13 protein-coding genes are annotated in these 13,725 nt (G+C 68.4%); 9 read left to right on the top strand and 4 right to left on the bottom strand.

What is annotated here, in order from left to right; all coding sequences use genetic code 11:
* The first annotated feature begins 74 nt into the window (after positions 1-74).
* Complete coding sequence (locus tag ACUTR7_RS04635; protein ID WP_445608254.1) at positions 75-1,214, top strand: PA0069 family radical SAM protein; 1,140 nt, start codon at positions 75-77, stop codon at positions 1,212-1,214.
* A gap of 37 nt (positions 1,215-1,251) precedes the next feature.
* Here ACUTR7_RS04635 and ACUTR7_RS04630 read toward each other — a convergent pair whose 3' ends face one another.
* Positions 1,252-2,118, bottom strand: a complete 867-nt coding sequence (locus ACUTR7_RS04630; RefSeq protein WP_310637513.1) for a LysR family transcriptional regulator — start codon at positions 2,116-2,118, stop codon at positions 1,252-1,254.
* 106 nt (positions 2,119-2,224) lie between these two features.
* On the opposite strand from ACUTR7_RS04630, the gene ACUTR7_RS04625 reads away from it, so the two are divergent.
* The gene (locus ACUTR7_RS04625; RefSeq protein ID WP_445608253.1) at positions 2,225-3,349 is read left to right on the top strand and encodes a mandelate racemase/muconate lactonizing enzyme family protein; all 1,125 of its coding nucleotides are present in this window, start codon (positions 2,225-2,227) and stop codon (positions 3,347-3,349) included.
* A 35-nt stretch (positions 3,350-3,384) separates the two neighbouring features.
* On the top strand, positions 3,385-4,359 hold the full coding sequence (locus ACUTR7_RS04620) for a Bug family tripartite tricarboxylate transporter substrate binding protein (RefSeq protein ID WP_013803447.1): 975 nt from the start codon (positions 3,385-3,387) through the stop codon (positions 4,357-4,359).
* A gap of 31 nt (positions 4,360-4,390) precedes the next feature.
* On the opposite strand, the gene ACUTR7_RS04615 is transcribed toward ACUTR7_RS04620, so the two are convergent.
* Entirely contained in the window at positions 4,391-5,242 is an 852-nt protein-coding gene (locus ACUTR7_RS04615; protein ID WP_043823861.1) for a LysR substrate-binding domain-containing protein, read from the bottom strand.
* 181 nt (positions 5,243-5,423) lie between these two features.
* On the opposite strand from ACUTR7_RS04615, the gene phnD reads away from it, so the two are divergent.
* The 5 genes from phnD to phnX are packed head-to-tail and all read left to right on the top strand — an operon-like array spanning position 5,424 to position 10,067.
* Complete coding sequence (gene phnD, locus ACUTR7_RS04610; protein ID WP_445608252.1) at positions 5,424-6,320, top strand: phosphonate ABC transporter substrate-binding protein; 897 nt, start codon at positions 5,424-5,426, stop codon at positions 6,318-6,320.
* Positions 6,317-7,183, top strand: a complete 867-nt coding sequence (gene phnC, locus ACUTR7_RS04605) for a phosphonate ABC transporter ATP-binding protein (RefSeq protein WP_445608251.1) — start codon at positions 6,317-6,319, stop codon at positions 7,181-7,183. Before phnD ends, phnC begins: the two co-directional genes overlap by 4 nt.
* Positions 7,183-8,028, top strand: a complete 846-nt coding sequence (gene phnE, locus ACUTR7_RS04600; RefSeq protein WP_017406123.1) for a phosphonate ABC transporter, permease protein PhnE — start codon at positions 7,183-7,185, stop codon at positions 8,026-8,028. The genes phnC and phnE overlap by 1 nt, the downstream gene beginning before the upstream one ends.
* 47 nt (positions 8,029-8,075) lie before the next feature.
* Positions 8,076-9,164 carry an iron-containing alcohol dehydrogenase PsrA gene (gene psrA, locus ACUTR7_RS04595; protein ID WP_313238335.1) on the top strand — a complete coding sequence of 363 codons (1,089 nt, stop codon included), beginning with the start codon at positions 8,076-8,078 and terminating at the stop codon, positions 9,162-9,164.
* Positions 9,165-9,218: 54 nt separating this feature from the next.
* Positions 9,219-10,067: a phosphonoacetaldehyde hydrolase gene (gene phnX, locus ACUTR7_RS04590; protein ID WP_445608250.1), complete on the top strand. Its 849-nt coding sequence runs from the start codon at positions 9,219-9,221 to the stop codon at positions 10,065-10,067.
* A gap of 144 nt (positions 10,068-10,211) precedes the next feature.
* Here the strand turns inward: phnX and fghA are convergent, their stop codons facing one another.
* Both fghA and ACUTR7_RS04580 read right to left on the bottom strand, forming a co-directional pair.
* The gene (gene fghA, locus ACUTR7_RS04585; protein WP_013803440.1) at positions 10,212-11,084 is read right to left on the bottom strand and encodes an S-formylglutathione hydrolase; all 873 of its coding nucleotides are present in this window, start codon (positions 11,082-11,084) and stop codon (positions 10,212-10,214) included.
* A gap of 248 nt (positions 11,085-11,332) precedes the next feature.
* Positions 11,333-12,442 carry an S-(hydroxymethyl)glutathione dehydrogenase/class III alcohol dehydrogenase gene (locus ACUTR7_RS04580; protein WP_012204334.1) on the bottom strand — a complete coding sequence of 370 codons (1,110 nt, stop codon included), beginning with the start codon at positions 12,440-12,442 and terminating at the stop codon, positions 11,333-11,335.
* A 238-nt stretch (positions 12,443-12,680) separates the two neighbouring features.
* On the opposite strand from ACUTR7_RS04580, the gene ACUTR7_RS04575 reads away from it, so the two are divergent.
* Positions 12,681-13,718, top strand: coding sequence for a GlxA family transcriptional regulator (locus ACUTR7_RS04575; RefSeq protein ID WP_445608249.1), 1,038 nt, complete (start codon positions 12,681-12,683; stop codon positions 13,716-13,718).
* Positions 13,719-13,725: the final 7 nt, after the last annotated feature.

Below are 13,725 nucleotides of genomic sequence, written 5' to 3'. Positions count from 1 at the left end.
TTCTGGATAACGGGCTGCTGCGCAGCTATGATCTGTATGTTTGTACAGTATTCATCGTTGCGGGAGCGAACCCCATGCGCGCCAACCCAGACCTCTCTCCGGAGCCGGCCTTCATTCCCCTGCACGCCATCAAGGGCCGGGGCGCAGCCAGCCAGCTGGCCCACCGCTTCACCACCGACCCGCGCGAGGCCTTCGATGACGGCTGGGGCAGCCTTGAGGCGCCTGCCGAAGGCGAGGAAGCCGCGCCCCTGCGCACCGAACTGCGCTGGGAGCAGGCCCGCTCGGCGCTGAGCCGCCACCAGTCGCCCGACCTGCCGTTTCACATGGGGCTCAATCCCTACCGGGGGTGCGAGCACGGCTGCATCTATTGCTATGCCCGGCCCACGCACAGCTACCTGGGCTGGTCGCCGGGGCTGGACTTCGAGACCCGGCTCATCGCCAAGCAGAACCTGCCCGAGCTGCTGCGCGCCGAGCTGTCGCGCGCCAGCCATGTGGCCGCGCCCGTGATGCTGGGCTCGGTCACCGACTGCTACCAGCCCGTGGAGCGCGAACTGGGGCTGACGCGCCGCCTGATCGAAGTGCTGGCCGAGGCGCGCCACCCGTTTTCCATCGTCACCAAGGGCAGCGGGGTGGAGCGTGACCTGGACCTGCTGGCCCCGCTGGCGCGCCAGGGCCTGGCCTCGGTGCACATCACGCTGACCACGCTGGATGCCGACCTGGCACGCCACCTGGAGCCGCGCGCCGCCGCGCCGCACCGCCGGCTGCGCAGCATCCGCGCGCTGACCGAGGCGGGCGTGCCCGTGGGCGTGAGCCTGGCACCGCAGATTCCCTTCATCAACGAAGACCTGGAGAAGGTGCTGGAGGCGGCCGCCGACGCAGGCGCGCGCCACGCCTTCTATGCCGTGCTGCGCCTGCCCTGGGAAGTGGCGCCGCTGTTCGAGCAATGGCTGCAGGTGCACTACCCCGACCGCGCCCGCCGCGTGATGGAGCGCGTGCGCGACCTGCATGGCATCCAGGGCGAGCAGCGCGAGGCCGGCCGCGTGTACAACGCCGAGTTCGGCCAGCGCATGAAAGGTACCGGCCACTGGGCCGAGCTGCTGCGCCAGCGCTTTGCCCTGGCCTGCCGTCGGCATGGGTTCAACCGCGAGCCGCTGCGGCTCGATTGCAGCCTCTACCACCCGTCGCTTTTGCTGCCGCAACGCAGCCTGTTCTGAGAGCCTGCGTGCCAGACACAGGTCAGGGCATGGTCCGCTAGCGGGAATCGATCAGCTCGGACAAGGCGGCCGCCAGCGGGGAGCGCACCGAAGAGCGCAGCCACACCATGCCCACTTCGCGGGACGGGCTCGGAGGGGGCAGCGGCCATCGGCGCGTTCTGGCATCCGGCGGTCCCAGCACGGGCCAGTCCGGCAGGATGGAGACACCGAAGCCTTCCGCAACCAGCTGTGCGATCTGCTCGATGCCGTCCAGCTCGAAGCGGACCTTTGGCTTGATGCCGTGGCCCCGCAGGTATTCATCCGCCATTTTTCCTGCCACCACCTTGCGGTCGTACTGGATGAAGGGCTCGCGTGCGGCCGTGAGCAGCGGATCGCGCACCTTCATGTCCCGGGGCGCGAGAAGAATCAGCGCCTCGCTGCGCATCAGCCGCCACTCGCAGGTCTTGGGCATGGCGAAGGCCGGGTGCACAAGGATGGCCGCATCCAGATGGCCGGCCTGCACCTGGTCCAGCAGCAGTGAGGAAGTGCCGGGTTCGATGTAGACGCGCACGGCCGGATGGGAGCTCATCCACCGGCGCAGCAGCGGGGGCACCAGGCCCATCAGCGCCGTGGGCGTTGCCCCCAGCCTCAATGGGCCTGCGGGAAGTTCGGTGGCCGAGGCGGCCGACCTCAGGTTCTCCACGGATTTGAGCACCTCCCGCGCATGCTCCACGATCCGGGCGCCCACGACGGTGGGCCGCACCGTCCGGCCCACCCGCGTGAGCAGTGCGCAGCCCACGTCGGCCTCCAGCGCACGCATCTGCTGGGCCACGGTGGTGGGCGGCAGGTCCAGCCTGCGCGCGGCGTCGGCCATCGAGCCGCAGTCCACGACGGCAATGAAGCTCTGGAGAAAGCGCGAATCCATGCGACGCATTTTGCGTCATCTGAACCATGGGACACCATCTTTGTTGCAGATCTCCTGAAGCGCAAAGTTCGCTCGTTCCCGCTTCCAAACCATGTCAGGAGAGCTCATGCCCCTCATCGAATCCATTGAAGTCTGCGTTGCCCGCGTGCCGCTGGACAAGGTCACCTATCTGTCGAACCGCACCGTGGTCGACCGCCACTACGGGCTGGTCAAGGTCCGCAGCAGCGACGGCGTCGAAGGCATCGGCTTTTGCTATGTCGGCAATGCGGCGGGCGAGCTGTTCCGCGTCGCGGTCGAGCAGCTGCTCGGTCCTGTGCTGCTGGGCCGCGAGTCCCTGGCCGTCGAAGGGCTGTGGAAGGAGATGTACCAGGAGGCGCTGCTGCAAGGCCGCATGGGCACCGTGATGCGGGCACTGAGCGCACTCGACATTGCGCTGTGGGACCTCAATGCCCGAACCGCCCAGCTGCCTTTGCACAAGTACCTGGGCGCGGTGGAGCTGGACACGGTGCCGGCCTATGCCAGCGGCGGCTACTACGTGGACGGCAAGACCGCCGGCCATGTCGGCGAGGAGATGGCCGGCTATGTCGAACTGGGCTTTCAGGCCGTGAAGATGAAGACCGGCCGCTGGTCGCCCCAGGGCGAGGAGTCGCGCGTGAAGGCGGCGCGCGAAGCCATCGGCCCGGACGTGGAGCTCATGCTGGACTGCAACAACGGCTGGGTGGACACCGTGCAGGCCATGCAGTACCTGCGCCGCATGGAGGCATACGACCCCTATTTCATCGAGGAGCCGTTCAGCCCCGACGATGTCGAAAGCCACGCCCGCCTGGCAAAGCTCACCCGAATTCCCGTGGCCACCGCGGAAATCGGCTATGGCCGCTGGTACCACAAGCATCTGCTCGACATGGGCGCCGCATCCATCCTGCAGACCGACGCCGCAGTCTGCGGGGGCATTACCGAGTGGAAGCGCATTGCCGCCATGGCGGCGGGCTGTGGGCTGCAGATGTGTCCGCACTGGTTCCACGATGTGCACGCGCCGCTGGTGGCCGCGACCCCCAATGCGCGCTATGTCGAGTTCTTCTGGGATGACCAGGTGCTGAACTTCCGCCGCCTGCTGGACCGCCAGCTGGCGCAGGAAAAGGGCCGTGTCGTGCTGCACCAGACGCCGGGGCTCGGCTTCAGTTTCGACGAGGCGCAGGTGTCCCGGTTCGGCCGCTGGACCTCGGTGGCGTAAGACCGCCGCCAGCCCATCATCCAAGGAGACAAGCCATGCAACGCAGACAGTTCCTGACCTCGGCCGCCGCAGCCGCCGCCCTGCATGCCCATCCGGGCTTTGCACAGGCCAGGCCGCCAGCGGGCCCGGTCAAAATCCTCGTCGGCTTCTCGGCAGGCGGCGGCACGGACATCCTGGCGCGGATCATCGCCAACCGGCTCAACCAGCTGTGGGCCATTCCCGTCATCGTCGAGAACCGGCCAGGGGCGGCGGGGCTGATCGCCGCTGCCGAGGCCGCCAGGGCCGCGCCCGATGGGCAGACGCTCATGATGGGCCACATCAATGCCCTGGGCATTGCCCCTGCGCTCAACCCCAGGCTCGGCTTCTCGCCGGAGCGGGACTTCTCCGCCATCGCCCTGGTGGGCCAGACCCCGCAGGTCCTGGTTGCCAGCCCCAAGGCTTCCGCCACCATGCAGGGCCTGCTGGCCGCATTGAAGCAAAAGCCGGGGGAGGTCAGCTTCGGCTCCTCGGGCACGGGGTCGGCCCAGCACCTTGCGCTGGCGCTGTTCGAGCAGACTGCGGCGGTGTCCGCGCTCCATATCCCGTACAAGGGCGCGTCGAACGTGATGACGGATCTGCTGGGCGGCCAGATCGACTATGCGTTCGAGGGGATGACCACGGCAGCGCCCTTCATCAAGGGCGGAAAAGTCCATGCCGTGGCTCAGACGGGTGTGAAGCGCGCCAAGGCCTTCGCGGAGATTCCCACCGTGGCGGAGCAGGGCTATTCCGGGTTCAACGCGAGCATCTGGTTCGGCCTGGTGGGCCCCGCAAGAATGCCTGCCGATCTGGTGGCCCGCATCAATGCGGACGTCAACCGCATCCTGGCCATGCCCGATGTGGTGGCCAAGCTCGAAGAGTTCGGCGCAGAGGATGGAGGGGGGACGCCGCAGCGCTTTGACGCCTTCATGCGCGATGAACGGGCGAAGTGGGCCCGGCTGATCCAGGCGCGCGGAATCAGGGTGGAGGGCTGAGGCGGGTTGCCGAGGTGGCCCGGCGCGGCCCTCAAATCGCCTCCAGAAAAGACCTCACCAGCAGGCTGTCGCTGCGCTCGCGCATGCAGTAGACATAGGTGGTGGTGCTGGCCGGGTCCCCCGCGATGCGCAGCGGGCGAAAGCGCGGGTCGGGGATGAATTCGGCTTCGGACACGGCGCCCAGTCCCAGGCCGCGCGCCACGGCTTCGCGTATGGCTTCGCGGCTGCCGATCTCCAGTTCGGTGCGCGGCTGCACGCCGGCGGCCTGCAGCACCGATTCCAGCGCGGTGCGCGTGGTCGAGCCGTGCTCGCGCAGCAGCAAAGGCTGGCCCTGCAGTTCGGACAGCGCGATTTCGCTGCGCCGCGCGAAGGGATGGGCGACATGGGCGAACAGCACGATGGCGTGGCGCGCGTACTCGCGTGCCAGCAGCTCCGGGCGGTCGTAGAGGCCGGCGAGCACGGCCACGTCGGTGTCGTAGCGTTCCAGGTCGGCCAGCACCTGCTGCGAGTTGCCCATGCGGATGGACAGCTGCATGCCCGGGTGCCGTGCGCGGTAGGCGGCCACCATTTCGATCACATGGAAGGGCCCCACGGCGCCGATCTTGAGCTCGCCCTGGTGCAACTGCCCCGAGTCGCGCAGGAAGAACTCGGCCTCGGCCTCCAGTGCCATGATTTTCTGCGCCATGGGCAGCAGTCTGGCGCCTGCGCCCGTGAGCGTCATGCGGTAGCCGCGGCGGTGGAACAGCTCGATCTGGCTTTGGCGCTCCAGCGTGGCGATCTGGGTGGAGATGGTGGGCTGGCTCACGCCCAGTGCGCGGGCGGCAGCGCTGAGGCTGCCGTGGTGGGCGACGGCGATGAAGGCGCGGTAGCGGGCGTTGCTCACGAAAGTCGGTATCTCAAGGTTTTGTCTATGGATGCTGTCAAAACCGATTCTGAAACTTTCACATGGCAGAAATATGTCGCTCCTAGCATTCAGCCATCCCCACCCGCCTGGCGATTTGGCCGGCGATTCACGGATCCACCGATCTGCCGATGTGCCTGACCTGATGCAAAGGAACGCTCTCATGAAGATGAACCGCAAGACCTGGCTGCGCCATGCCGCAGCCGTGCTGGCCCTGGCCGCCACCGCCTCCACCGCTACCACCGCTACCACTGCCGCCTTTGCCCAGAGCGCCGAGCTGCGCGTGGGCCTGATCCCCTCGGAGGACGCGCAGGCCATGATCCGCGCCAGCCAGCAGGTCATGGACCAGCTGGCCACCCGCACCGGCATGAAGGTGCGGCCCTTCGTGGCCAATGACTACAACGGCGTGATCGAGGCGCTGCGCTCCAACAAGATCGACATCGCCTTCCTCGGCCCGTTCTCGTACGTGCTGGCCAGCCAGGTGGCAGGCGCCGAGGCCTTTGCCGTGGCCGTGACCAAGAAGACGGGCAAGAGCGCGTACCACAGCATGGTGATCTCCCGCAAGGACAAGGGCCCCGCCAGCGTGGCCGATCTCAAGGGCCGCAGCTTTGCCTTTGTGGACCCGACATCGGCGTCGGGCCACCTGTTTCCCAAGGCCGGGTTGATGGCCGAGGGCTTCGATGCCGACAAGGGCTTTTCGCGCGTGATCTTCTCGGGCTCGCACGACGCCAGCATCATGGCCGTGGCCAACGGCAAGGTGGATGCGGCGGCCGTGGCCGACCGCATCTTCGACTCGGCCGTGAGCAAGGGCCTGGTCAAGCGCGAGGACTTCCAGATCGTCTGGCGCTCCCAGCCCATTCCCGAGTCGCCCATGACCTGGCGCAAGAACCTGGACGCAGGCACCAAGCAGAAGGTGGCTGCGGCCCTGGCCGAGGTCAAGGACCTGCCCTGGGGCGACCAGGGCGTGCTCGACGGCTTCGCGGCCACGGATGACAAGGCCTATGACGTGGTCCGCCAGACGGCCAAGGCCCTGAAGCTCGACCTGGGGAGCATGAAATGATCCGCATCCGCCAATTGCGCAAGAGCTATGGCAGCAACCATGTGCTGCATGGCATCGACCTGGATGTGCAGCCCGGCGAGTTCGTCGTCATGCTGGGCCTGTCGGGGGCCGGCAAGTCCACGCTGCTGCGCTGCATGAACGGCCTGGCCCGCGCCGACAGCGGCACGCTGGAGGTGGGCGGCATGGACCTGATGCTGGGCGGCGGCAGGCACAGCCGGCGCGAGCTGGCTCGCCATGTGGCCATGGTCTTTCAGCACCACAACCTGGTGCCGCGCCTGTCGGTGCGCAAGAACGTGCTGACCGGGCGCCTGGGCCAGACCGGCACCCTGGCCTCGGTGCTGCAGCTGTTCCGCGAAAGCGATATCCGCCTGGCCGACCAGTGCCTGGAGCGCGTGGGCCTGGCCCACAAGGCGCTGGAGCGCACCGAGGCGCTGTCGGGCGGGCAGATGCAGCGCGTGGGCATTGCCCGCGCGCTGGCCCAGCAGCCCCAGGTCATCCTGGCCGACGAGCCCGTGGCCAGCCTGGACCCCAAGACCGCGCGCAGCGTGCTGCAGTACCTGCGCGATGCCACGCGCGAGCTGGGCATTGCCGTGGTCTGCAACCTGCACCAGGTGGACTACGCGCGGGAGTTCGGCGACCGTGTGCTGGGCCTGGCCCAGGGCCGCATGGTCTTTGACGGATCGCCGCAGGCGCTGGACGAGGCCGCGCTGCAGGCCATCTACCATGCGCAGCCCACTGCAGGGCAGGGCGCAGAACCGGACACACCACCGGGCACGGCGGCCATAGTGCCTGCCGGCCTGCATGCGCAGGCGCCGGTGCCTGCCTCGTGGATGCGGGCCAGCGCGCCCGCAGGAGGACTGTGATGACCAGCGCCAATTCCTGGAGCCCTGAGCCGCGCGACCGCTGGCAATGGACGGCGCCGCGCCCCCACGGCGCCCTGGGCTGGACAGGCTATGCGGCTGCGGCCCTGGCCATCGCCTGGGTGCTGCACTGGAGCGCGGGCGGCGCGCAGATGAGCTGGGGCGAACTGGCGGCAGGCATGCCCCAGATCGCGGATTTCGTGGCGCGCTCCGTGCCGCCGGACTGGAGCATGCTGCCGCGCCTGATGGCGCCCGCGCTGGAGACGGTGCAGATCGCCATCTGGGGCACGCTGCTGTCCGTGGTGCTGGCGCTGCCGCTGTCCTTCATCGCGGCCAGCAACCTGCATGGCTGGCACTGGCTGCGGCGCATCACGCGGCAGTTCCTGAACGTGGTGCGCAGCATCAACGAGCTGATCCTGGCGCTGGTCTTTGTCTCGGCCGTGGGCCTGGGGCCGTTTCCCGGCGTGCTGGCTCTGGCCCTGCATGGCATGGGCATGCTGGGCAAGTTCTTCGCCGAGAGCATCGAAGAGATCGACGACGGCCCGCTGCAGGCCCTGCGCAGCGCAGGCGCCACGCAATTGCAGCTCATCGTCTTCGGCGTGATACCGCAGGCCATCACGGCCTGGATCGCGGTCGTGCTCTACCGCTTCGAGGTCAACCTGCGCTCGGCCACGGTGCTGGGCATGGTGGGCGCGGGCGGGCTGGGGTTCGAGCTGGTCGGCAGCCTCAAGCTGTTCCGCTACCAGGAGACGGCCACTTGCATCGTGGTCATCACCGTGATGGTGATCGCCGCCGATCTCGTCTCCCACTGGCTGCGCAGCCGCATCCAGCAGGGCACCCGCCATTGAGGGCAGCGCTTTTTTCGGCGCCCCCGTTTCATTCAAAGGACCGATTTGTGTGGACCTATCACAACCCCGTTGCCATCCATGCCGGCCCCGGCCGCCTGGACCGCCTGCCCGAGCTGCTGGCCGGGCGCGACTGCCTGCTGGTGACGTTTCCCGAGGCCGAATCCCTGGGCCTGGTGCAGCAGCTGCGCCAACGGCTGGGCAGCCAGCTGCGCGGCGTGGTGGACGGCATTGCGCCCAATCCCGATGTGCAGTGGCTGGCCCCGCTGTATGACCGCGTGCACCGCGAATACGCCGAGGTCCCGTGCATCGTGGCCCTGGGCGGCGGCAGCGCCATCGACTCGGCCAAGGCGCTGATGTGCGCCACGCCCACGCGGCGTTTCGGCGAGCTGCTGCAGGCCCTGGAGCAGGGGCTGGCCCTGCCGGCCGCAGGCCACAAGGCGTTGATCGCCATTCCCACCACGGCCGGCACGGGCAGCGAGGTCACGCCCTGGGCCACGATCTGGGACCAGGCCGCTGGCCGCAAGCACTCGCTGCACCAGCACTGGACCTGGCCCGAGGCGGCCATCATCGACGCGCAGCTCATGCAAAGCCTGCCGGCCGGCGCCACGCTGGCATCGGGGCTGGATGCGCTGTCGCATGCGCTGGAGTCCATCTGGAACCGGCACCGCAATCCCGTCTCCACCACCTTGGCCGTGGGCGCCGCGCGCCGCACCCTGGCCACGCTGCCCGCGCTGATGCAGGACCTGGGCAGCCTGCCGCTGCGAAGCCGCATGGCCGAGGCCGCCCTGATGGCCGGCCTGGCCTTCTCCAACACCCGCACGGCGCTGGCGCATTCGCTGTCCTACGACATCACGCTGCGCCATGGCGTGGCCCACGGCATTGCCTGCTCGTTCAGCCTGCCGCTGGTGCTGGAGATGGCCCTGGGCGCCGACGACGAGGCCGACGCGGCCCTGCTGTCCGTCTTCGATGCCGCCACGGGCGAGCTGGCCGTGCAGCGCCTGCGCAACTTCCTCGAAGGCCTGGGCGTGGCCACCGATCCCGCCCACTACGGCGTGCCTGGGGATGAGTGGCAGCAGCTGCTGCAGTCGGCCGCATCCGGCCCGCGCGGGCGCAATTTCATCCGCACGCTGGAATGAACAGGCGCGTGCGGCCCTCTTCTGTTTGAACCTCTTTCCTAGTCAAAAAGCACCATGAACCACACCACCGTCTCCACCGCCGCCGCCGCCGATCTGTCGCCGCTGCAGGCCGTCATCTTCGACTGGGCCGGCACCCTGGTCGATTTCGGCTCGCTGGCGCCCACGCAGATCTTTGTCGAGGCCTTTGCCAGCTTCGGCATCACCATCACCCTGGCCCAGGCGCGCGGCCCCATGGGCCTGTCCAAGTGGCAGCACATCCACGAGTTGCTGCAGGACGAAGGCATCCGCGCGCAATGGCACAAGGCCTTCGGCCAGCAGCCTGGCGACGCCGACGTGGATGCCATCTACGCCCGCTTCATGCCCATGCAGATCGCCAAGGTCGGTGAGTTCTCGGCACCCATCGAAGGGGCACCCGAGCTGCTGGGCTGGCTGCGCGCGCAGGGCCTGAAGGTGGGCTCGTGCTCGGGCTATCCGCGTGAAGTCCTGAACCAGCTGCTGCCCCAGGCAGCGGCCAACGGCCTGGCTCCCGACCATGTGGTGGCCGGCGATGAAATGGCCGCAGGCGGCCGCCCCGGCCCCTTCATGGCGCTGGCCAATGTGCTGGCGCTGGGCATCGGCGACGTGCGTGCCTGCGTGAAGGTGGACGACACCGTGCCCGGCATCGAGGAAGGCCGCAACGCCGGCATGTGGACCGTGGGCCTGACCCTGTCCGGCAACGAAGTCGGCTACTCCCCCGCCGAACTGGCCGCCGCCCCCACCGAAGAAGTGCGCGAGCGCGTGGCCCGCGCCGAGGCCAAGCTGCGCGCAGCCGGCGCCCACCACGTGATCGCCAGCGTCAAGGACCTGCCCCAGGTGCTGGAGCGTATTGCGCAGGACATGCGCGCTGGCCATAGGCCAGGTTGAGGCAATCTGCCCTGCACCTGTTGGGCTCATCACCCTTTGAAACTGGCGCGGCCAAAAAAACAGGGACGCCGAGCAAGAGCCGCCTCGCGGCGATGGCGTCGTCCCCCTCCCGCGAAGCGAGAGAGGGGGAAGGCGCGAAGCGCCTCAGGGGGTACTCAACTGCTCTGCATGATGGCGCAGATGGTCATCAATGAAGCTCTGGATGAAGTAGTAGCCGTGGTCGTAGCCGCCGTGGCGGCGCAGCGTCAGCGGCTGGCCGGCCTGGGCGCAGGCAGCCTCGAAGGCTTCGGGCAGCAGCTGCTTTTCGATCAGGAACTTGTCGGCCAGGCCCTGGTCCACGAGGATGCCGGCCGGGTAGGGCGCCTGGGTCTGCGCGGCCATCAGGCAACTGGCGTCATGCGCTTCCCAGGCCTTGCGGTCATCGCCCAGATAGCCTGAGAAGGCTTTCTGGCCCCAGGGGCAGTTGACGGGGTTGGCGATGGGTGCGAAGGCCGACAGGCTCTTGAAGCGGCCCGGATGGCGCAGCGCCAGCGTGAGCGCGCCGTGGCCACCCATGGAGTGGCCGAAGATGCCCAGCCGCTGCGCGTCAATGGGCAGGCGTGCGGCGATCAACGGCAGCAGCTCGCCCAGCAGATAGCTTTCCATGCGCCAGTGCAGTGCCCAGGGCTTGGTGGTGGCGTCCAGGTAGAAGCCCGCGCCCACGCCGAAGTCCCAGGCATCGGCCTCGCCGGGCAGGCCTGCGCCGCGCGGGCTGGTGTCGGGCGCGATCAGCGCAATGCCCAGCTCGGCGGCCAGGCGCTGGGCGCCGGCCTTGGTCATGAAGGTCTCTTCGGTGCAGGTCAGCCCGGCCAGGTAGAGCACGGCAGGCACCTTCTCGCCGGCCACGGCCTTGGGCGGCAGGAAGACCGAAAACTTCATGTTCAGGCCGATCTCGGCGGAGAAATGCTCGTAGAAACGCTGTGCGCCGCCGAAGCAGGCATGGGCGTTCTTGAGTTCCAGGGGCGGCAGTGCGGACATGGTGTTCCTCAAAAAGAAAAATGCTACGGGCACCTTGGCAAGCGGTGCGTGCAGCATTCAAAGATGGGAGTTGATACGCTATACACGGTCAACGGCCCATGAAACTGGCGCTGCCCAGGCGAGAGGCGCCGAGCAAGAGCCGCCTCGCGGCGGGGGCGCCCAGCCGAGGGCGTCGTCCCCCTCCCTCGCGTAGCGAGTAGAGAGGCGCCGTGCAACGGGGGAAGGCGCGCAGCGCCTCAGGGGGAGCTTCAGTACACGACGACGGAGCGGATGGACTTGCCTTCGTGCATCAGGTCAAAAGCCTCGTTGATTTCCGGCAGGCCCATGGTGTGCGTGACGAAGGGGGCCAGCTGGATCTCGCCGCTCATGGCCTGCTCGACCATGCCGGGCAGCTCGCTGCGGCCCTTGACGCCGCCGAAGGCCGTGCCCAGCCACTTGCGGCCCGTCACCAGCTGGAAGGGGCGTGTGGAGATTTCCTGGCCCGCGCCGGCCACGCCGATGATGACCGACTGGCCCCAGCCGCGGTGTGCGCATTCCAGGGCGGCACGCATCACGTTGACGTTGCCGATGCACTCGAAGCTGTGGTCCACGCCCCAGCCCGTCATCTCGACGATGACCTGCTGGATGGGCTTGTCGAAATCCTTGGGATTCACGCAGTCGGTGGCGCCGAAGGTGCGGGCCAGGTCGAACTTGGAGGGGTTGGTGTCCACGGCGATGATGCGGCCGGCCTTGGCCAGCTTGGCGCCTTGGATCACGGCCAGGCCGATGCCGCCCAGGCCGAACACGGCCACGGTGTCGCCTTCCTGGACCTTGGCGGTGTTCTTGACGGCACCCAGGCCCGTGGTCACGCCGCAGCCCAGCAGGCAGACCTGCTCGGGGTTGGCATCGGGGTGGATCTTGGCCAGCGAGACTTCGGCGACCACGGTGTATTCGCTGAAGGTGGAGCAGCCCATGTAGTGGTAGATGGGCTCGCCGTTGTACGAAAAGCGCGTGGTGCCGTCGGGCATCACGCCCTTGCCCTGGGTGGCGCGCACGGAAACGCACAGGTTGGTCTTGCCGCTCTTGCAGAACAGGCATTCGCCGCATTCGGCGGTGTACAGCGGGATCACGTGGTCGCCGGGCTTGACGCTGGTCACGCCTTCGCCGACCTCGACGACGATGCCCGCGCCTTCATGGCCGAGCACGGCGGGGAAGATGCCTTCCGGGTCGTCGCCCGACAGCGTGAACGCATCGGTGTGGCAGACGCCGGTGTGGGTGATCTTGATCAGGACCTCGCCCTTCTTCGGGGGGGCCACGTCGATCTCGACGATCTGCAGGGGTTCTCCAGCCTTGAAGGCGACGGCGGCTTTGGATTTCATGGGCGTGTCTTTCTGTCGGGGTGGCTCAGGAACGGCAGTGCGCGCGCTCCGCGAAGCCTTGAATGTAGGCCATGGCCGGGCGGCCCGGCCGCATCATGGCCGCAGCCCCAGGTGATATGTCCGAATCTGAGGGGTGTGGCCGGCTTCGGCCGGGCCTGCTGGCCGTGGGTGCTTGCGTCTTTTCGTATAGTCCGCCCCATTCTTTCCACCCTGACCGCCTCCGAGCCCGCCGTTTCCCATGGACCACCGCCACGCCAGCGCCCACCGCATCGATCTTGTCGTCTACCCCGGCTTCAAGGCGCTGGAGGCCATAGGGCCCATGTCGGTGTTCGACTATGCCAACGTGCACCTGCGCGCGCGCGGCCAGAGCGACGGCTACGAGGTGCGCGTGGTCTCGCAGCGGCAAGGGCCCGTGCGCTCGGACACGCTGATGTCGCTGGAGGCCACGCATACGCTGGCCGGGCTGGAGGCTGCAGGCATGGGCTGCACCGTGGTCGTCGTGGGCTCGCGCCATATCGAGCAGGTGCTGGGCGGCTCGGCCGAGCTGGTCGCCTGGCTGGGCCGCGTGGCGCCGCGCGTGCAGCGGCTGATTGCGCTGTGCTCGGGCAGCTTCTTCCTGGCCGAGGCGGGCTTGCTGGACGGCCGGCGCGCGGCCACGCACTGGAGCGTGACGGCGCAACTGGCCCAGCGCCATCCGCGCGTGCAGGTCGATGCCGATGCCATCTACCTGCGCGAGGAGATCCGCGATGGCGAAGGCAGTCGCCAGCTGTGGACCTCGGCCGGCGTGACGGCCGGCATCGACCTGGCCCTGGCCGTGGTGGAGGAGGATTTCGGCCACGCGCTGGCGCTGGAGGTGGCGCGTGACCTGGTCATGTACCTCAAGCGTCCCGGCGGCCAGTCGCAGTTCAGCGTGCCGCTGGCGGCCCAGGCCGCGCAGCACGGCGGCGTGCAGGCCGTGCAGCAGTGGGTGATGGCCCATCTGGCCGATCCCCTGACCCTTGCGCAAATGGCCGAGCAGGCCCATATGAGCGAGCGCCACCTGCGCCGCGTGTTCCAGCAGGAAACCGGGCAAAGCCCCACGGCCTTTGTGGAGAGCGCGCGGCTGGAGGCGGCCAAGCAGCTGCTGGAAAGCCAGGCCCATCTGCCGCTCAAGACCGTGGCCGCGCGCGTGGGCCTGGGCTCGGAGCAGGCGCTGCGCCACCTGTTCGTGCGCCACCTGGGCATTACCCCGGTGGCGTACCGGGATCGCTTTGGTGGGCGAGGCGGCGCGGGCTGAACCGGAA

The sequence above is a fragment of the Delftia sp. NA_296.1 genome (assembly GCF_052692095.1).
This window is presented reverse-complemented; position numbering and strand designations above follow the sequence as displayed.

What these genes read in the sequence shown, in the direction of transcription:
- ACUTR7_RS04635 (WP_445608254.1), top strand. Translation starts at nt 75, where the DNA reads ATGCGCGCCAACCCAGACCTCTCTCCGGAGCCGGCCTTCATTCCCCTG.
- ACUTR7_RS04630 (WP_310637513.1), bottom strand. Translation starts at nt 2,118, where the DNA reads ATGGATTCGCGCTTTCTCCAGAGCTTCATTGCCGTCGTGGACTGCGGC.
- ACUTR7_RS04625 (WP_445608253.1), top strand. Translation starts at nt 2,225, where the DNA reads ATGCCCCTCATCGAATCCATTGAAGTCTGCGTTGCCCGCGTGCCGCTG.
- ACUTR7_RS04620 (WP_013803447.1), top strand. Translation starts at nt 3,385, where the DNA reads ATGCAACGCAGACAGTTCCTGACCTCGGCCGCCGCAGCCGCCGCCCTG.
- phnD (WP_445608252.1), top strand. Translation starts at nt 5,424, where the DNA reads ATGAAGATGAACCGCAAGACCTGGCTGCGCCATGCCGCAGCCGTGCTG.
- phnC (WP_445608251.1), top strand. Translation starts at nt 6,317, where the DNA reads ATGATCCGCATCCGCCAATTGCGCAAGAGCTATGGCAGCAACCATGTG.
- phnE (WP_017406123.1), top strand. Translation starts at nt 7,183, where the DNA reads ATGACCAGCGCCAATTCCTGGAGCCCTGAGCCGCGCGACCGCTGGCAA.
- phnX (WP_445608250.1), top strand. Translation starts at nt 9,219, where the DNA reads ATGAACCACACCACCGTCTCCACCGCCGCCGCCGCCGATCTGTCGCCG.
- fghA (WP_013803440.1), bottom strand. Translation starts at nt 11,084, where the DNA reads ATGTCCGCACTGCCGCCCCTGGAACTCAAGAACGCCCATGCCTGCTTC.
- ACUTR7_RS04580 (WP_012204334.1), bottom strand. Translation starts at nt 12,442, where the DNA reads ATGAAATCCAAAGCCGCCGTCGCCTTCAAGGCTGGAGAACCCCTGCAG.
- ACUTR7_RS04575 (WP_445608249.1), top strand. Translation starts at nt 12,681, where the DNA reads ATGGACCACCGCCACGCCAGCGCCCACCGCATCGATCTTGTCGTCTAC.